The organism is Campylobacter sp. P255 (genome assembly GCF_003627915.1).
In the GTDB taxonomy this organism is placed as follows: Bacteria; Campylobacterota; Campylobacteria; order Campylobacterales; family Campylobacteraceae; genus Campylobacter_D.
Genome location: NZ_NREN01000001.1, coordinates 54,564 through 73,026 on the forward strand (window position 1 = coordinate 54,564; position 18,463 = coordinate 73,026).

An 18,463-nucleotide genomic window follows, 5' to 3' on the forward strand; every position below is an offset into this window, starting at 1 on the left:
AATAAATTCTTATTCATATACGATAGGGTCTTTGGCGTTTGCTTCTTTGAAACCTCTAAGTCTTAATAAACAACTATCGCATTTTCCGCAAGCTTTATCTTCTTTTTCATAACAAGACCAAGTGTACTCTAAGGCTACATTTTCTTTTAATGCTAATGCAACAATTTGACTTTTATTAAGATGAACTAAAGGGGTTTTAATTTGTACCTTGCAAGAATTTGTAGTACCCTCGTTAATGAATTCGCTTGCTTTTTGTATGAATTTTTCACTACAATCAGGGTAACCACTGCTATCTTCTTGTACCACACCTATAAAAATACTCTCACATTTTTCTTTTTCAGCTATTGCGCCTGCAATCGATAAAAAGATACCGTTTCTAAAAGGCACATAGGTATTTGGTACTTCTACTTCGTGTAATTTTTCTTTGGGGATTTCTAAAGCATAATCAGTTAAAGAATTTCCGCCAATACTAGCTATAAAAGAAACATCTAAAATATATTTTGTTTGAATATTTAATTCTTTACAAATTTTATTAAAACATTCTCTTTCTTTATTCATAGTGCGTTGGTTGTAGTCTAAGTGTAAGGCGATGATCTCATACCCTTCTTTTTTAGCTAAATACGCACATAAGGTGCTATCCATGCCTCCACTAATAACACAAAGAGCTTTTTTCATACTTTTCCTTAAATTTGATATAATTTGAAATTATAAAACCAAAAGGATAATAATGATTTTTTGTGAAGAGGAAATGGATATTTCTTTTCTTGAAAAAATTGCACAAAAAATGAGTGATCAAAATATAGAACTTGTTTTGGTAAATGAAAATGCAATGCGTGAGATTAATCTTAGTCAAAGAGGGATTGATAAAAGTACAGATGTGTTGTCTTTTCCGTTGGTGCAAAATTGTGAAAATTTGCTAGGTAGTATAGTGATAAATTTAGATGAAGTTGATAAAAAAGCTCAAGAATATAAACATACTAGCGAAGAAGAAATGGCATTGTTGTTTATCCATGCAATGTTGCATTTGCAAGGCTATGATCATGAGGTAGATCAAGGTCAAATGAGAGAAAAAGAGCAAGAGTGGATTGAGTATTTTAAACTTCCAAAAAGCTTAATTGTAAGAGTGCAAGAGGTTGAAAATGAATAAGAAAATCATCACAGTATTAAGTTTATGTGCGAGTTTATATGCATACGATGAAAATATTTTTAAATTAGACATTTTAAAAGGAAAAGAATTTGATATTTATTTATATAGCTCTAAAAAAACTCACACTAGCTATGGTTTAGTACAAAATAAGCAAAAGCAGTATAGTTTTTGGGGTAGTGCTAGAAATGGTGAGTATTATATTGATATAGCAGATTTTGGGACTTGTGCATTAAAAAATACTTTCCAAAATAAATTTAAAGCTTTATGTAAAATAAACGAAGAGAAAAAAGAATTAGATTTTTTATCTTTAAAGTCTAAAGCAAAAATTTATCAAGTTTCAGTTAAAAAAGAAAAGAAGCTTCAAAACGATAAAAGCATAGAATTTGATTTTAGTGAAGATATACTGAAATTTTCAAGTGCAGATAAGAAATTAATGCAAATTATAGATGATTTTAATGAAAACTTAGACCAAAACTCACTCAGGCAAAAAGCAAAAGAAAATTTAGAAAAATGGCAAAAAGAAGAAAATATTAGTAATGAATTTTTTTCACAAGCTTTTGTTTTTTACCAAGATGCGCATGTGATTTCTTTGGGGAAAAATATTTATGAGTATAAAGGCGGAGCTCATGGTATGACCCATATTATAAGAAAAACATATAATATCGATGATATGAAACTTCTTAGATTGAAAAAAGAATTAAAACTAGACAATGAAGACTTTCAAGAAATGATGAGACAAAAAATCACAAGCTTATATGATGTAAAAGAATTATTTGATCTTAAAGAATTTAAAATGAGTGAAATTTTTGAATTAAGAGAAGATGGTATTAATTTTATATGGGAACCTTATGAAATAGCTCCTTATTCAACTGGAGTTGTTGAAGTATTTGTGAGTTTTGAAGAGTTAAAGCCATTTTGGAAAAGTAATTCAAAATTAGCTTATTTGAGTCTAATCAAATAAGCTTTAATCATCAAATTTTTGTCTTAAAATAGTTCCGTTGTGATCTATATAAAGTTTCATTTGATTGTTGAGTTTGATTTTATAATAAGAAATTTTTCTTTCTATTTCTATGATTGCGGTATTAGGGTAGATGTTTTTAATGGTATTTTGTATAGCTAAAGGCAAAATCGCATAATTGAGTGACCTAAAATTTTCTGCTTCTTTAAATTCTCCATTTAAAGAAAACTCGATTTCGCTACCATCGCTAAGATAAATTTCATACGAATGACCATCTTGCTCTACTAAGCCTATATCTACATTAAAATAATCTTTGATGAATTTTTTGATATTAACTGGTAGTGAATCGGGTGCTATAACAATACCAGCATTAAGAGTATTTAAACTAATAAAAAAAGCTAAAGCTAATTTTTTCATTTTTAACCTTATTTTTTGTTTTTTTGCCGATATTGTATCTTATTAGTGTGAATTTTATGTGTAAGCTAGAATTTAAATAGCTTTTTGTTATAATTAATAAAAAACAAAGTAGGGTGATGGTAGCTTCTTTTTTAATCGCTTTAAATGTTGTTGTATTTATTTTTGTAAATTATCTTTATTTTGGATCATTGAAATTAGATCTTATTTTGGGTTTAAATTTATTTTTCTATCAAGGGTTTTACTGGCAAATTTTAAGCACAATGTTTATGCACGGAAACTGGACGCATTTGATTTTAAACATGATAGTGCTTTTTCAGTTTGGAATGATGTTGGAGAAATATTTAGGAAGTTTTAAATTTATCTTACTTTATCTAATAGGTGGAGTGTTTTGCTCTCTACTTAGTGTTTTTTATGTGTATTTAAGCTTTGATGGAAGTTTTGTGAATGTAGTGGGTGCAAGTGGTGCGATATGTGTTTTGATGGGTTATTATGCTTATTTGGATAAAACTGCCACTAAAGGATTAATCGTAGCGATATTATTAATGAGTTTTGTGCCTATTTTTATGGGGGTAAATGTGGCTTGGTATGCACATATTTTTGGATTTATATGCGGATATATTTTAGGTAGATTAAGAGTAATAAAATGAAATATATCTATTTTATCCGCCATGCAAAAGCTCAAAAAGAAAACTACGAACAAGATCTACAAAGAGAACTTAGCTCTAATGGAAAAGATGATTTAAAAACGATGATTTATAGAATTAAGGATTTGAATTTTAATGCACAAAGTATTATATCAAGTCCAGCAAAACGCAGTATAAAAACCGCACAAAAGTTTTGCAAATGTTTCTCACTGAAAGAAAAAGATATCACCATAGAAAAAAGCTTTTATGAAGGTGATGTGGATTGTATTTTAAATTTTATTAAAGAGCTTAAAGAGAGTAGGGTAGTGCTAATTATGCATAATCCTTTCTTGCAAGAATTATGTGAGTATTTAGCCCATATAGAATTAGAAAGCTTTCCAACTTCTGCTATTTTATGTATGCGTTTTGATATACAAGATTTTAAAGAGTTAAAAGAACATAGTGGGGAAGTAGTATTTTTTGACTATCCTAAAAGTTCAGATCATATTTAATTCAATTATGACTTTTAATTTACTTCGTTTTTATTTCAATTTATTTTAAGTGTAAAAATAAACTAAAATTTACCTGAAATATATTTCATATTTTATCCTTACGAACTTCTTGCGTAAAATTACTTATATTATTTTTCAAAAAATTATACTTATTTTTTTGTGGATAAGTTTTTATCACGCAAAAGTTAAAATGCTTTAAAATTCCATATTATAGGTATTTTGTAAGATGGTATGTGGATAGAAGTGTAGATAAATATAAAAGTTTGAAAATTATAGTTTTCAATACAAAATATATATTATTTCACTATTTTACTATTTATCATATAATTTTACATATATATTAAGTTTAAATTAAAATATTTTTATTTATATAAAAGTCAAAAAAAGGTTTAGTGTTTAGGTTAAGCTAATAGGCGCGAATGATTAAAATAAAAATGCAATCTAGAATGAGCGGTGAAAAAAATTGTATTTATTTTGATTTTTGAATAAGCCTTGATAATTGCTTTGCTAAAATCATAGCACTATTTTCATTTTGTGAAAGTTTTTTCATATTCTCTTTAAATTCATACAATCTTTTTTCTTGACTAAAGTCATTCTTGTAAATACTTTCTTGTTTAGTTGTCTTGTTTGGTTTGGTAGGTTTTTGTGGAGTTTTTTTCTTAAAAAACATGTCTTGCTCCTAGTTTTGTTTTTTATAATTATAGCTTGATATTTTTTAAGTTAGATTTTTTTATAATGCTTATATTTATATTAAAGGAAAAAGTTTGAAAACCATAGGTTTAATAGGCGGAATGAGCTATGAAAGCACATTAAGTTATTATGAGGTTATTAATAAAATTACAAACCATCAATTAGGTAAATTACATAGTGCTAAGATTGTTTTAACTAGTGTTGATTTTGAAGAGATTAAAGAGTGCCAAAACCAAAATGATTGGCAAAAAGCAAGTGAAATTTTAACCCATCATGCCCTACTTTTGGAAAAATGTGGCGTTGATTTTATCCTTATTTGTACCAATACAATGCATTGGTGTTATGAAGATATCCAAAGCCGTATTCAAACCCCTGTTTTGCATATTACTAAAGCTATGCTTTTAGAACTTCAAGAGCAAAATGTGAGCAAGGTTTTATTACTTGGTACTAAATACACAATGAAAGAGCGATTTTATAAAGAAATGCTAATCCAATCAGGCATTGAGGTGTTTACCCCTAAAGAAGATGATATGGTTAAAATCAATGATATTATCTTTGATGAGCTTTGCAAAGGTGTGATAAAAGAAAATTCAAAAAAATATTTTCATGATTTAATTGAGCAATTTCCACAAGTACAAGGGGTTATTTTAGGTTGTACCGAACTTGGCTTAATTATAAAAGAAAGCTCTAAGAGCTTGTTTGATAGTGCATATATCCACGCAAAAATTGCCACCTTGAAGGCTTTGGAGAATGAGTGATGAAATATCCGCTAGATTGTGAAGATAGTTTTGAAAAGTCGTTTTTATTTTGGTTGAGTCGTTATGTAAAATTTAAGCTTAATTCTTTGTCAAATAAAGAATTAAAAGATCCGCAGGCTCTAGCTATGGTTAATCTAGCGCTTAGTAAAGGCGTCAAAAACATACAAGAGCTTGATGCTTATGTGAAAAAAGCTAGAAATGCAGGACTTAGCGGGGTAAATACTTATTTTAATCCCTTGAAAAAACTTTATGAATATTTGATGTTTTATAAGCTTTATTCTTTAAAGCAAATTGATGAGGAATTGCTAGTCGAGGTTTTAGCAAGCATTAGTGCTTCTTTATCTGATGCGAGTAAAAAAAATTACCGTATCGCAGTGATTAATTTTTTTGCATTTTTAGATAAACAAAATGAAGAAGATGATAAAGCGCATATTTTTGACATCAATCTTAAAAACTGGGCAGGTATAAGCGGATCTAAAGGAGTGAAGCTACCTGAATATATGAGTGAAGATGAAGTTGGTAAATTTTTAGATGCTATTGATAATACAGATTTTAAAAATAACACCATACGCAATCGCTTGATTATTAAGATTATTATTTTCACAGGAATTCGTGTAAGTGAGGCTATTTATATTAAATTAAAAGATATTAGCGAGGAAAATGATCTTTATATTATACGTATTAGAGGAAAAGGCAATAAATACCGTGTTGTGATGATAAAAAAAGAGTTGATAGAGCATCTTTTAAAAGATGTGAGGGTAAACTACCTTTCTCAAGATGGGCTTTTGTTTGTTAACCGCAATGGCAAAGCCCTTACGCAAGCTTATATTTCACGCATAGTGGAGCAAATTTTATTTAAAGCTGGCATTCGCAAGCAAAAAAATGGCGCACATATGCTAAGACATACTTTTGCCACCCTACTTTATAAAAAGCAAAAAGATCTAGTTTTAGTACAAGAAGCATTAGGGCATGCGAGTTTAAATACTTCAAGGATTTACACCCATTTTGATAACGAAAAGCTTAAACTAGCTGCAGAAGTAGCTAAAAAACTTCACAATAGAAACTAAGATCAAAGCATATTCTTTTTATAAGAATATGCCATAAAACTCTATCATAAATTTTCAATTAAAAACTAATATTTATTATGTTTATTGTAAAATAATATCTTTATATGTATATATTTTAAGGAAAAAGATGACTTATTTAGAGATTGATGGTGTTGAAAAACTTAATGGAGAAGTGATAATTAGTGGTGCTAAAAATGCCGCACTTCCTTTGATAGCTTCAAGTATTTTAGCAAAAAATGAAGTGCAAATTTCCAATTTACCTAATGTGGCAGATATTTGCACCCTACTTTCTTTGCTTGAAAATTTAGGAGCAAATTATACCTTTAAAGATAATTTTGCAACAATCAATACAAATCATTTAAACAAAACCATAGCAAAATACGACATCGTACGCAAAATGCGTGCTTCTATACTTACTTTAGGGCCTTTGTTAGCTAGATTTGGAAATTGTGAAGTTTCCTTGCCCGGAGGTTGTGCTATAGGTCAACGCCCTATTGATTTACATCTTTTAGCTTTAGAAAAAATGGGAGCAAATATCGAGATCAAACAAGGCTATGTTGTAGCTAATGGTAAATTAAGTGGTGCAGATGTGATGTTTGATAAAATCACCGTTACAGGCAGTGAAAACATCATCATGGCAGCAGCCCTAGCTCATGGTAAAACTAGAATTTTAAATGTAGCTAAAGAACCTGAAGTGGTGCAACTTTGCGAAGTTTTAGCTAGAGCTGGACTTGATATACAAGGCATAGGTTCTTCTGAGCTTGAAATTTATGGTACAAGTGGAGAGCTTTTGGAATTTAAACCTTTTGAAATTATACCAGATCGTATTGAAGCAGGAACTTATCTGTGTGCAGGTGCTATCACTAACTCAAAAATCACTCTTAAAAAAGTCAACGCAGGTCATCTTAGTGCAGTTTTGGCAAAATTAGAGCAAATGGGTTTTAGTTTTGATATTAATGAAGATAGTATTAGCATTAACCCTGCAAAAGAAATCAAACCGGTGGAAATTTTAACAAGCGAATACCCGGGATTTCCAACAGATATGCAAGCACAATTCATGGCATTAGCTTTAAAAGCAAATGGTACAAGTATCATCGATGAAAGGCTTTTTGAAAACCGTTTCATGCATGTAAGTGAGCTTTTAAGAATGGGAGCTGATATAAGATTAAATGGGCATATTGCAACTATTAATGGCACCAAAGAACTTTTAGGGGCTGATGTAATGGCTACTGATTTGCGTGCGTCTTCGGCTTTGATTTTAGCAGCTTTAGCAGCTAAAGGAACTAGTAAAATTCATAGAATTTATCATCTTGATAGAGGGTATGAAAATTTAGAAGATAAATTTAAAAAGCTAGGGGCGAGTATAAGAAGGCTTGAAGAATGAGAGATATTTTTGCAACTTTAGAATTTTTAAAAACACACATTAAAACAAGAAATGAATTTGAAAAAGTAAATTTAACACAAGCTTTAGGGTGTATTTTATATGAAGATATTTTTGTTCAAAAAAATCTACCTGCGTTTGATAACTCTGCTTTAGATGGGTATGCATTAAATTATGCTTTTAAAAACGAAATGTTAAAAATCAAAGGAAGTATTTTAGCGGGTGATAAAAATACTTATATTTTAGGTGAAAATGAATGTTATAAAATCATGACAGGAGCTAAAATTCCTCAAAATGCAAATACTGTTTTGATGTTTGAAGAAGCTTTACTTGAAAATGAAAAACTCAATGCCAAAAATGCTAAAGAAAACAACGCTATCCGTTTTAAAGGTGAAGAAGCAAAGCTTGGGGAGCTTTTGTTTCAAAAAGGAGAAAAAATCACTTCGGGTATGATAGCTATGCTCGCTGCTCAAGGAATTTATGAGTTAAAAGTGGTTAAAAAAATGCGTGTTGGAATTTTTTCAAGTGGAGATGAACTTGTAGAGCCTTGGGAAAAAGCTGATGAATATAGTATATATAATGCAAACGCTTTTGGAATTTATGCTATTTTGCAAGATTATGCTGATGTGGAGTACCTAGGACTTGTAAAAGATGATCTTAATGCTTATAAAAATCTTTTAGATGGTAAACATTTTGATATACTCATAAGTAGTGGTGGGGCTAGTATGGGCGAGGCTGATTTTATCAAGCAGGCTTTATCTGAATGTGACTTTAATCCTATTTTTGAAAAAGTAAATGCTAAGCTTTGTAAACATGTAAAACTTTATAGTAAAAAAGACATGCTTTTTTTAGCTTTACCAGGAAATCCTTTGGCTTCTTTGGTTTCAACGCATATTTTTGCAAAAAATATACTTCATCTGCTTTATGTGGGTAATCTTTTGGAATTTGATAGAGCAAAATTAACCAAGGAATTAAATTTTAAAGGTCAAAGAAATGATTTTGCATTTGGTGAGTTAAATCATGGTTATTTTAAGCCAAGTGAAGCTAAATTTGGATCAGGTATGCTAAAACCTTTATGTGAAAATACGCACATTTTAATCACTCAAATTGATGATACAAAACTAACAAAAGATCAAGAAGTTAAAGTTTTAAAAATTTAAACAGGGTATTACCCTGCCCTATTTAAATTCTTAAGCTCTTGCTTTATCTAAAGTTTTAAAAAGATTGTTTAAGATATTTTCTTCATTTTTTTGGTATTTGCTTTGGCGAAGTTTTTCCCAAGCATATATACTGTAATCTTTAGAAATCGAACCTATATTTAAATCTGTATTACTAAAAGTATCGGTGTTATCTTTTTTATACTCTTTTTCTTCTTTATCTTTAAGTGCGTTGAGTGTTGCTTGAAATTCATCCGAAGAGGCATTTTTTTCTTTGATTTTTGTCATATTATTTAGGGCTAGTGGACTATTTTTATCATTTATTTGCATGAAAACTCCTTTTGTGATTTATCATCTATAAGCAAAAAATATTCCTATTTGTAAACTCTAGCAAGTATGTAAAAATGTAGTTTATCAATTAAATAAAAACTTGTTTTTTGAAAGTAAAGCATTTTTTATCTTTAGGAGCTAAAGTGGGTAAATAGCACCTACTATGATAAATGCATTATGTTTTTATAAGACTTGTGAGTAATACAAGTAAAACAGATAGTGAAAGTCAACTTTTTAGATGTGATCACTTGACTATAAGGTATTTTTTTGATAAAATCACACTTTCTTTTGTATAATGCGGGAATAGCTCAGGGGTAGAGCACAACCTTGCCAAGGTTGGGGTCGCGAGTTCGAATCTCGTTTCCCGCTCCACTTTTTACACCCTAGTTTGACTCATGAGATTATTTAATCTATCCATTATAGAATTTGTATAAGAATTAATCGTGTTGCTTTGTGGTTTCCAACCATTAGCAAAATATTTTTTCATGTCGAAGTCTAATTGAGAATTTCCCATTGCTTCATTTTTTGAAATTCCATGTTCATAAAGATAAAGATGTATGTTTTGAAAACTTTCTTCAGCATAATACTTAAACAAAGACTGAAAATCGATTTTTTGTCATTATATCATCTAAGTGCATACTTGGGCTTCCAAAGCTTTCTTTTGCTCTAACTGCATTATGCATTTGTGCTTTTGGGTTTAAAGTGGTGTTTGGGCTATATAAAATACGCCCTTCTTGAGATTTTAAAAAACTCATAAATAAAGCTTCTTTAGGATAACCCCCATCTTCATTTTTTGGATAAACAGGCATATCAGGTTTGAATTCATGCTCATCGCCTTTATTGATGTTGTTTAAGTCTTTCATAGATAGTCCTAGAGTTTCAGGCTTGATACCTGTTATTAATCCCCAAGAATCATCATAAATATTATTTGCCTCATTAAATTGCTCTGATGTTTTATATACATTTGAAATTTTTACATCAGAATAATCTGCCAAGAATTTAATGCGTATATCATTATTTCTTACTGTGTCTGAATGTTGAAAGCCTATGCCATATCCATTATAAAATCCATCAATAGCATAACCTTTTGGCATAGAATTAATATCTGCTTCACTAAAGCTTATTTTATCATTTGGAAAACTTTGTTCTAAAGCACTAGAAAAAATATTATAATATTGTCTTATAGTATCAGCCATATCTATGTTTATATAGTAATTTGAAATGCCTAGATATTCTTTTTCGCCCGCAATAATAGGATTGTTTTCAGCTACTCTATACAACTCATCTAAAGTAGATTTATGTATCTTAAAATCTTCAGGCAATCTCGCTGCTTTATTAAAATCACTACCCATATAGCCACTAGAATCAACACTATAACCATAAGCCATAGAAGCAGGATTATTAGCTTGTCTATATTTTAAAGCATAAATAGAATTTTTAAAATCGCTCGATATATGATAATTGGGAGAATCGCTTTTAATACTATTTTGATTTAATATTGCTTCATTGAGTGCTAATGTTTGAGTATTATTACTTTGAATTTCAATTAATTTACTGGTATTTTGTTTAACAAAAGTATTTGTAAAATTTGTTTTTGAACTTGTTTTATTTTCTTTATTTGCTTTTGTTTGTGAAATGATAGAACCATAAGAGGAATTATCATTTATACTAAATATACTCATTATGCAATTCCTTAGATTTAGATTTTGTCCTCAATCTTCAATCTTGCATTTTTACAAGCAAATTTTATTTTATTTATTTTGGTAATTTTCAACCAAATTCAAACTTTTTTTATGTATGATATGTTAGTTTTTAAAATTATTGCAAAGGTTGTATGTTTGTGAGAAATATTGTATTGTTTTTATTTTTCTATACTTTAAGTTTTGCTTCGAATTTTGATGAAGTAAAACTAGCATTGGTTAAAGAATTTAAAACAAATTATCCACAACTAGAAATCATTTCTTTAGATCTTAACACTCAATCAAGCCTGCCTACTGATTTTAATCAATACATTTTTTTAAAACTAGGTAATCATAATTTTGATAGAGCTGATGGTTTTATAAAAGCTGAATTTAAAACTCCAGAGCAATACAAAAAAAATATATTTTTTAAGTATTTTTTAAAGGCAAAGTTAGAAGTTTTGCAAACCATACGCCCTATTTCGCGTAATGAAAATTTAAGTCCTGCCAGTTTTAAAATTTTAAAAATTCCTTTTGATAAAGCTCCACAAGGCGTGCTAAAAAAAGATGAAATTACAAATTTAATTGCCAAAAGTAATATAAGGGAAAATGTGATTTTAAAATACAATATGTTTAAAACTAAAACTCTTATACAAAGAAATGATTCTGTTTATGGTATTATCAAAGATGGGGATTTAAGCATGATGATAGAGTTAAAAGCTTTGCAAAGTGGAAACTTAAATCAAAGAATTCGTCTTAAAAATAAAGATGGAAAAGTGGTATATGGTAAAGTTATTAGTAAAAATTACGTGGAGCTAAAATGAGAAAAATTTTAGTAGGTATTAGCGGAGCTAGTTCTTGTGAGCTTGGCTTTTTATTGCTAAAGCACTTAAGGCAAAAGGGGCAAATTTTTGCCATTGTAACCCAAAATGCCAAAATTAGTTTTATAAAAGAAAATTCACTTTTAGAAAACATAAACTTCATGCAATACATAAAAGACAAATTTGAACTTGATTATGTGAATTTTTTAGACAATGAAGATATTAGTCAAAATGTTGCAAGTGGATCTTTTGGTATAGAAACGACTTTTATTACACCTTGTTCGATTAATACTTTAGCAAAAATTACTTGTGGTATAGGCGATACTTTACTTACAAGAGCTGCGGGGGTAGCTTTGAAGGAGCGAAGAAAGCTTATACTTGGGGTAAGAGAAATGCCCTATTCTACTTTAAATTTAGAGCAAATGACAAAGCTTTCTAGTTATGGAGTTATTATCGCTCCTCCTGTAATGGCAAGTTATGCTAAGGTTGATAGTATAGAAAAATTAAATGAATTTATCATAGGAAAATGGCTTGATCTTGCAAATATTGAGCATAATTTATATCAAAGGTGGCAATAATGGCAAGTTGTGTGTATCCTGGTACTTTTGATCCTATTACCAATGGGCATTTAGATGTGATCATCCGTGCTAGTAAAATGTTTGAGGAAGTAGTTGTTGCTGTGGCTAAAAGCGAAAGCAAAAAACCTATGTTTAGTTTAGAGCATAGAGAAAAAATGGTAAAAATTGCTACAAAAGACTTAAAAAATGTTAAAATTGTGACTTTTGATAACTTACTAGTAGATCTAGCTAAAAATTTGCAAATAAATATTATCATAAGAGGCTTAAGGGCGGTAAGTGATTTTGAGTATGAATTGCAACTTGGCTATGCAAATCACATGCTTTGGGAAGATTTTGAAACCATATATCTTATGCCAAATTTAAAAAATTCTTTTATTTCAAGTTCCATAGTAAGATCTATTTGTATGCATAATGGTGATGTGAGTAAACTTGTGCCAAAAGATGTTATACCTCTATTAAAGGAGAAAGATTGTATATAGCTTTTGAAGGAGTGGATTGTGTGGGTAAAAGCACACAAATAGAACTTTTAAAAAAACATTTTCCTGATGCATTTTTCACTAAAGAACCTGGTGGAAGTGAACTTGGGGTGTATTTGAGAAAAATTTTATTAGAAAGCAAAATACAATTTTCAAAAAAAGCCGAACTTTTGCTTTTTTTAGCCGATAGAGCCAATTTGTGTGATTTGCATTTAACCCAAGAACAAAATAAACTCATTATCTCTGATCGTAGTTTTATTTCCAATATGGCTTATGCAAGATGTGATTTTGATCAAAATATTTTATTTGAGCTGAATGCCTTTGCTACAAGTGGGGTTTTTCCACAAAAGGTTGTATTTTTATACGGTTCAAAAGAACTCATCACTCAAAGGCTTTCTAAAAAAGATTTAGACAGTATTGAGCAAAGAGGGATTGAGTTTTTCTTAAATACACAAAAAGCTTTAGAAGAAACTTTAGATTTTTTGCAAACTAAAATAGATATGAAAATTTTAAAACTAGATGCATCTTTGAGTGTTGAAGATTTGCATGAAAAGATTAAGGAATTTATCGATGATTAATGCTTTAAAAGGAATGAAAGATTTACACGATGAGCAAGCTAGGCTTTATGAAAAAGTAGTAAACACTTGCGAGGAAGTAGCTAAAAACTATGGTTTTACTTTTGTTAATTGTCCACATTTAGAGCTTACCAAGCTTTTTAAAAGAAGTGTAGGAGAAAGTTCTGATATAGTCGGCAAGGAAATGTATGAATTTGTTGATAAAGCGGGTAATGAAGTATGTTTGAGGCCTGAAGGTACAGCTGGAGTGGTAAGATCATACATTGAAGCTAAAATGGATAAAGCCCAAAGTATTAAAAGGTGGTTTTATCATGGTTCTATGTTTCGCTATGAAAGGCCACAAAAAGGAAGATTACGTGAATTTCATCAGTTTGGAGTAGAAAGCTTTGGTGTGGCAAGTGTGTATGAAGATGCGAGTATTATTTTAATGTTAAATGAAATTTTTAGACGCTTAGAAATTCACACAAGTTTGAAAATTAATTCTTTAGGTTGTAAAGAATGCATGGGTGTATATAAAGAAAAACTCATAGCTTTTTTAAATTCCAAAGATAGTTTTTGCGAAGACTGCTTAAGAAGAAAAGAATTAAATCCTATCAGAGTGCTTGATTGTAAAAATGATCACTGTCAAAGCTTGATTGAAAATGCGCCAAAACTAAGTGAAAATTTGTGCGAGTGTTGTAAAAAAGACTATGAAAAATTACAAAAACTTTTAAATGAAAACGATGTTGAGTTTGAGTGCGATGAGAAGTTGGTGCGCGGGCTTGATTATTATTCTAAAAGTGCGTTTGAGTTTATCAGCGATGAAATCGGAGCAAAGGCTGCTGTGGCAGGTGGTGGAAGATATGACAGGTTGATTGAGTATTTAGATGGTAAAAGTGGCTATGGTGTAGGTTTTGCTATGGGTATAGAAAGGATCATGGCTATTTTAGAGCAAAAACAAAGCATAAAAGCTAGAGAAGGAATTTATCTTTGTGCTATGGATGAAGCTTATATAGATACCATTTTTAAACTAGCAAATACTTTAAGAAAAAAACATAAAGTATATATAAGTTATGAAGCAAAAAAACTTGCAAAACACTTAAATCAAGCAGATACTGCCAATGCTAAAATCTTTTTGTGTATAGGTGAAGATGAAATGCAAAAAGAAGAGATTTTTTATAAAAATTTAGATAGTAAAGAAAATAAAAATATAAAATTAGTAAATTTGGAGAATGAATTATGATTGATTATGGTATTAGTATTTGGGGAGCAAATAATTTTATCATTGAAAATGGCAAAGTATGTGTAAATCATGGTAAAAAACCTGCCATTATAGATATAGTCAATACTTTACGTGATGATGGTTATAAGGGGCCATTGTTGCTTCGCTTTCCTCATTTAATCCATAAGCAAATTGAACAAATATATGAAAAATTTGCCAAAGCAAAAAAAGAATTTAACTATAAAGGAACATTCAATGCGGTTTACCCTTTGAAAGTAAACCAATACCCAGGCTTTGTAAAAAATTTAGTCAATCTAGGCAAGGAGTACAACTATGGCCTAGAAGCAGGAAGTAAAGCTGAGCTTTTACTAGCCATGGCTTATAATAATGAAGGCGCGCCTATAACGGTTAATGGCTTTAAAGATAAAGAGTTGATCAATATGGGCTTTATAGCTTGTGAAATGGGACATAATATCACTTTAACCATGGAAGGGTTAAACGAGCTTGAAGCAATGATAGAAATTGCTAAAAATCGTTTCAAACCTAAACCAAATATAGGCTTAAGGGTGCGTTTGCATTCAGCTGGAGTTGGAATTTGGGCAAAAAGTGGTGGTATTAATTCTAAATTTGGTTTAACTTCCACCGAGCTTATTGAAGCGGTAAATCTTTTAAAAGCCAATAAGCTTTTAGATCAATTCACTATGATACATTTTCATTTGGGTTCGCAAATCACTGAAATTCATCCTTTAAAAAAAGCTTTAAATGAAGCAGGAAATATCTACACCGAGCTTAGAAAGATGGGTGCAAAAAATTTAAAAGCCATTAATCTTGGTGGAGGTTTAGCGGTGGAATATTCTCAGTTTAAAAATGAAATGAGTAGAAACTACACCCTAAGTGAGTATGCAAATGATGTGGTGTTTATTTTAAAAAGTATTGCAGAGCAAAAAAAAGATCTTGAACCAGATATTTTTATAGAAAGTGGACGTTTTGTAGCAGCTAATCATGCTGTTTTAGTGGCACCTGTTTTGGAGCTTTTTTCTCAAGAATACACAGAAAGCAAGCTTTTGCTAAAAGATAAAAATCCAAAACTCATTGATGAATTGTATGATTTATATAAAAACATCAAGGCTTCTAATGCGTTAGAGTATTTACATGATAGTATTGATCATATGGAGAGCATTTTAACCTTGTTTGATTTGGGTTATGTGGACTTGCAAGATCGCTCTAATAGTGAAATTTTATTGCATTTGATTATGAGAAAAGCTATTTCTTTGGTTGGCGATCAAGCTGATTTATCGAGTTTGCAAAATGAAGTACAAGAAAAATATTTAGTGAATTTTTCAGTATTTCAGTCTTTACCTGATTTTTGGGGTTTAGAGCAAAACTTTCCTATTATGCCGCTTGATAGACTTAATAAAAAACCTACAAGAAGCGCAAGCATATGGGATATAACTTGTGATAGCGATGGAGAAATTTCTTATTCTAAAGATAATCCTTTGTTTTTACACGATATTGATGTAGAAGCTGAAGATTATTTTTTAGGATTTTTCTTAGTGGGAGCTTATCAAGAAGTCCTTGGTATGAAGCATAATCTTTTTACACATCCAACCGAAGCTTGTATTAGTATTAGCGAAAAGGGTTTTGAAGTAGAAAGCGTACTAGAGGCTCAATCTATTTTAGATACCTTAGAAGATCTTGACTATGATATTCATGCAATTATGGATAATATTAATGAAAAAATTTATGCTTCAAAACTTGTAAATGAAAATCAAAAAAAGCATATTTTGGGTGAAATTTATTTATTTTTAAATGATAATGGATATTTAAAAAGTATAGGTTCAAAATGAGTATTTTTAAACTAATTAAAGAAGATTTTTCTATGCCAAAACAAAAAGATCCTGCATATCGGTCTTCTTTTGAATTAGTTTTTAATTACCCTGGTGTTTGGGCTGTGGTGAATTATCGCTTTGCACATTTTTTTTATCAAAAAGGTTATAAAAAAATTGCGCGGATTATTAGCGGAATTTCGCATTTTTTCACAGGGGTTGATTTGCACCCAGGTGCGAGTTTGGGTAGAAGGATATTTATTGATCATGCAAGTGGGGTTGTGATCGGTGAGACTTCTATCATAGGTGATGATGTTTTGATTTATCAAGGTGTTACTTTAGGTGGAACGAGTTTAGATAAAAATACTAAAAGACACCCTACTATAGAAGATGGTGTAGTAATAGGATCTGGTGCTAAAATTTTAGGTAATATTACCATAGGTAAAAATGCCAAAATAGGCTCTAATGCGGTTGTTTTGAAAGATGTTGGACCTAATTTAACTGCTGTGGGCATACCTGCTTATATCAAAGAACATGGCAAGATTGATTATGAAGAAAAAATCGCTAAATTAGAAGCAAGACTTGCTATTTTAGAAGAAAAACTAAACAAAGAGGTTTATAAATGATAGCAATTACAGGTGGAGGTACAGGAGGACATTTAGCGATAGCAAGATGTCTATTACAAAGTGCAAAAAAACAAGGCTTAGATTGTATTTATATAGGGAGTGAAAATGGACAAGATAGGCTTTGGTTTGAAAATGAAAATGGTTTTTATAAAAAGTATTTTTTAAGTTCTCAAGGCGTGGTAAATAAAAAAGGTTTGGCTAAATTTAAGTCTTTTTTACATATTTTAAAACTTGCCAAAACAACAAAGGAAATTATAAAAGAGCATAAAATCAAGGCAGTCTTTAGCGTAGGAGGATACAGTAGTGCTCCGGGTGCCTTTGGTGCTTTAATGTCAAATACACCTCTTTTGATCCATGAGCAAAATTCTAAAATGGGAAGTTTAAATTCACTCTTAAAACCGCTTTCTAAAGCTTTTTTTACTGCTTTTGAAGATCAAATTAACAAGGCAAATACTTTCTTTTGTCCTTACCCTATTAATGAGGTTTTTTCGCAAAAAGCAAGAGTGAGAAAGGAATTAAAAAATATTATTTTTCTTGGTGGTTCACAAGGGGCTAAATTTATTAACGATCTTGCTTTAGAAAATGCTTGGTATTTTAAAGAAAAAGGTATTAATATTATTCACCAGTGTGGTAAAAATGATTATGAAAGATGTAAAAAGGCTTATGAGGATTTAAGTATCAATGTAGAGCTTTTTGACTTTGATAAAAACATTATAGAAAAAATCACTAAGGCAGATTTAGCTATATCAAGATCAGGTGCAAGTAGTCTTTTTGAACTTAGCGCAAATTGGCTTCCTTGTATTTTTATACCTTATCCCTATGCAGCTAAAAATCATCAGTATTTTAATGCTTTGTATTTAAAAGAGCGTAATTTGTGTGAGATTTTAACTCAAGATGAAAAAAGTGATTTTTTAACTTTGGTGGAAAATTTTTCACTAGAAACAAAATCCTTAGCATTGCAAAATTTAAAAAGTGAAAATGGTGCTGATTTTATGATAGAAAAAGCAAAACAAATGGGGTTTATTTAAATAAAATACTCCCCAAACGCACCATGTTGGATCCGCATTTTATAGCAAGCTCAAAATCCCCACTCATACCCATGGAGCAAATTTTTGCCCCGTATTTTTGTAGTTTTTCATAGATTTTAAAAGTTTGTTCAAAACTTTCTTGGACTTTTGCTTCATTCATAGAGCCTATGCACATAACCCCTACTAGATTTAAATTTTTACATTCTTCTTTTATTTGTAAAAACTCTTCTACGGCTTTATTTTGTTCTATACCGCTTTTGGAACTTTCATTAGCAGTATTAATTTCCAATAAAGTATCTAATTTATAATCAAGTCTTTTATCTACTGCTTTGGCTATTTTTAAACCATTGCATGATTGCCAAAGTATAGGGTTTTGTTTGATCAAAAGATTGATTTTATTGCTTTGAAGATTACCTATAAAATGCCATTTGATTTCTTGCAAATCTTGCAGTTTTTCTTTTTTTAAAGCTAAAGCCTGGACTTGATTTTCTCCAAACTCTATAACACCTTGTTTAAAAAGCTCCCGAATTTGTCCATCTTGAACATATTTGCTAGCCGCTATTAAACGTACATTTTGTTTGATAGTTTTTTCAAAAATACTTTCTAAATTCAT

General features: G+C 30.2%; 21 protein-coding genes, 1 tRNA gene and 1 pseudogene. 17 read left to right on the forward strand and 6 right to left on the reverse strand.

Annotation, left to right across the window (positions count from 1 at the left end):
• Positions 1–9: 9 nt before the first annotated feature.
• The gene (gene queC / locus CKA54_RS00265; RefSeq protein ID WP_120758997.1) at positions 10–675 is read right to left on the reverse strand and encodes a 7-cyano-7-deazaguanine synthase QueC; all 666 of its coding nucleotides are present in this window, start codon (positions 673–675) and stop codon (positions 10–12) included.
• Between the two features lie 52 nt (positions 676–727).
• Here queC and ybeY point away from each other — a divergent pair, with 52 nt between their 5' ends.
• Together ybeY and CKA54_RS00275 are read left to right on the forward strand one after the other, a co-directional pair.
• Complete coding sequence (gene ybeY / locus CKA54_RS00270) at positions 728–1,147, forward strand: rRNA maturation RNase YbeY (protein ID WP_120758999.1); 420 nt, start codon at positions 728–730, stop codon at positions 1,145–1,147.
• On the forward strand, positions 1,140–2,108 hold the full coding sequence (locus tag CKA54_RS00275; RefSeq protein WP_120759001.1) for a DUF3298 and DUF4163 domain-containing protein: 969 nt from the start codon (positions 1,140–1,142) through the stop codon (positions 2,106–2,108). The genes ybeY and CKA54_RS00275 overlap by 8 nt, the downstream gene beginning before the upstream one ends.
• A gap of 3 nt (positions 2,109–2,111) precedes the next feature.
• On the opposite strand, the gene CKA54_RS00280 is transcribed toward CKA54_RS00275, so the two are convergent.
• Complete coding sequence (locus CKA54_RS00280; RefSeq protein WP_120759003.1) at positions 2,112–2,522, reverse strand: PepSY-like domain-containing protein; 411 nt, start codon at positions 2,520–2,522, stop codon at positions 2,112–2,114.
• Between the two features lie 116 nt (positions 2,523–2,638).
• On the opposite strand from CKA54_RS00280, the gene CKA54_RS00285 reads away from it, so the two are divergent.
• Entirely contained in the window at positions 2,639–3,169 is a 531-nt protein-coding gene (locus tag CKA54_RS00285; RefSeq protein ID WP_120759005.1) for a rhomboid family intramembrane serine protease, read from the forward strand.
• On the forward strand, positions 3,166–3,657 hold the full coding sequence (locus CKA54_RS00290) for a phosphohistidine phosphatase (protein ID WP_039663595.1): 492 nt from the start codon (positions 3,166–3,168) through the stop codon (positions 3,655–3,657). The genes CKA54_RS00285 and CKA54_RS00290 overlap by 4 nt, the downstream gene beginning before the upstream one ends.
• A 469-nt stretch (positions 3,658–4,126) precedes the next feature.
• Here the strand turns inward: CKA54_RS00290 and CKA54_RS00295 are convergent, their stop codons facing one another.
• The gene (locus tag CKA54_RS00295; protein ID WP_039663598.1) at positions 4,127–4,327 is read right to left on the reverse strand and encodes a hypothetical protein; all 201 of its coding nucleotides are present in this window, start codon (positions 4,325–4,327) and stop codon (positions 4,127–4,129) included.
• Between the two features lie 94 nt (positions 4,328–4,421).
• On the opposite strand from CKA54_RS00295, the gene CKA54_RS00300 reads away from it, so the two are divergent.
• The 4 genes from CKA54_RS00300 to CKA54_RS00315 all read left to right on the forward strand — a co-directional run bounded on the left by CKA54_RS00300 (position 4,422) and on the right by CKA54_RS00315 (position 8,713).
• Complete coding sequence (locus CKA54_RS00300) at positions 4,422–5,105, forward strand: aspartate/glutamate racemase family protein (protein ID WP_120759007.1); 684 nt, start codon at positions 4,422–4,424, stop codon at positions 5,103–5,105.
• Entirely contained in the window at positions 5,105–6,172 is a 1,068-nt protein-coding gene (locus CKA54_RS00305) for a tyrosine-type recombinase/integrase (protein ID WP_120759009.1), read from the forward strand. The genes CKA54_RS00300 and CKA54_RS00305 overlap by 1 nt, the downstream gene beginning before the upstream one ends.
• Positions 6,173–6,299: 127 nt before the next feature.
• Positions 6,300–7,556 carry a UDP-N-acetylglucosamine 1-carboxyvinyltransferase gene (murA, locus tag CKA54_RS00310; protein ID WP_039663606.1) on the forward strand — a complete coding sequence of 419 codons (1,257 nt, stop codon included), beginning with the start codon at positions 6,300–6,302 and terminating at the stop codon, positions 7,554–7,556.
• Positions 7,553–8,713, forward strand: a complete 1,161-nt coding sequence (locus tag CKA54_RS00315; protein WP_120759011.1) for a molybdopterin molybdotransferase MoeA — start codon at positions 7,553–7,555, stop codon at positions 8,711–8,713. The genes murA and CKA54_RS00315 overlap by 4 nt, the downstream gene beginning before the upstream one ends.
• A gap of 30 nt (positions 8,714–8,743) precedes the next feature.
• Here the strand turns inward: CKA54_RS00315 and CKA54_RS00320 are convergent, their stop codons facing one another.
• Positions 8,744–9,040: a hypothetical protein gene (locus tag CKA54_RS00320; RefSeq protein WP_120759013.1), complete on the reverse strand. Its 297-nt coding sequence runs from the start codon at positions 9,038–9,040 to the stop codon at positions 8,744–8,746.
• 297 nt (positions 9,041–9,337) lie between these two features.
• Here CKA54_RS00320 and CKA54_RS00325 point away from each other — a divergent pair.
• Positions 9,338–9,412 (forward strand) — tRNA-Gly (locus tag CKA54_RS00325).
• A 4-nt stretch (positions 9,413–9,416) separates the two neighbouring features.
• On the opposite strand, the pseudogene CKA54_RS00330 reads toward CKA54_RS00325, so the two are convergent.
• Positions 9,417–10,722, reverse strand: a pseudogene (locus CKA54_RS00330) (Cj0814 family flagellar-dependent secreted protein).
• Positions 10,723–10,874: 152 nt separating this feature from the next.
• Between CKA54_RS00330 and flgA the strand changes: the two are divergent.
• The 8 genes from flgA to CKA54_RS00370 are packed head-to-tail and all read left to right on the forward strand — an operon-like array spanning position 10,875 to position 17,850.
• Entirely contained in the window at positions 10,875–11,543 is a 669-nt protein-coding gene (flgA, locus tag CKA54_RS00335; protein ID WP_120759015.1) for a flagellar basal body P-ring formation chaperone FlgA, read from the forward strand.
• Entirely contained in the window at positions 11,540–12,118 is a 579-nt protein-coding gene (locus CKA54_RS00340) for a UbiX family flavin prenyltransferase (protein WP_120759017.1), read from the forward strand. Before flgA ends, CKA54_RS00340 begins: the two co-directional genes overlap by 4 nt.
• Positions 12,118–12,597 (forward strand): pantetheine-phosphate adenylyltransferase, encoded by a 480-nt coding sequence (coaD, locus tag CKA54_RS00345; RefSeq protein ID WP_120759019.1) that lies wholly within the window; start codon positions 12,118–12,120, stop codon positions 12,595–12,597. Before CKA54_RS00340 ends, coaD begins: the two co-directional genes overlap by 1 nt.
• Positions 12,588–13,172, forward strand: a complete 585-nt coding sequence (gene tmk, locus CKA54_RS00350) for a dTMP kinase (RefSeq protein WP_120759021.1) — start codon at positions 12,588–12,590, stop codon at positions 13,170–13,172. The genes coaD and tmk overlap by 10 nt, the downstream gene beginning before the upstream one ends.
• Entirely contained in the window at positions 13,165–14,391 is a 1,227-nt protein-coding gene (gene hisS / locus CKA54_RS00355; RefSeq protein WP_120759022.1) for a histidine--tRNA ligase, read from the forward strand. The genes tmk and hisS overlap by 8 nt, the downstream gene beginning before the upstream one ends.
• Entirely contained in the window at positions 14,388–16,217 is a 1,830-nt protein-coding gene (speA, locus tag CKA54_RS00360; protein ID WP_120759024.1) for a biosynthetic arginine decarboxylase, read from the forward strand. Before hisS ends, speA begins: the two co-directional genes overlap by 4 nt.
• Entirely contained in the window at positions 16,214–16,822 is a 609-nt protein-coding gene (gene cysE / locus CKA54_RS00365; protein WP_120759026.1) for a serine O-acetyltransferase, read from the forward strand. The genes speA and cysE overlap by 4 nt, the downstream gene beginning before the upstream one ends.
• Positions 16,819–17,850, forward strand: a complete 1,032-nt coding sequence (locus CKA54_RS00370; RefSeq protein WP_120759027.1) for a UDP-N-acetylglucosamine--N-acetylmuramyl-(pentapeptide) pyrophosphoryl-undecaprenol N-acetylglucosamine transferase — start codon at positions 16,819–16,821, stop codon at positions 17,848–17,850. The genes cysE and CKA54_RS00370 overlap by 4 nt, the downstream gene beginning before the upstream one ends.
• On the opposite strand, the gene CKA54_RS00375 is transcribed toward CKA54_RS00370, so the two are convergent.
• Entirely contained in the window at positions 17,843–18,463 is a 621-nt protein-coding gene (locus CKA54_RS00375; protein WP_120759029.1) for a YggS family pyridoxal phosphate-dependent enzyme, read from the reverse strand. The genes CKA54_RS00370 and CKA54_RS00375 overlap by 8 nt on opposite strands.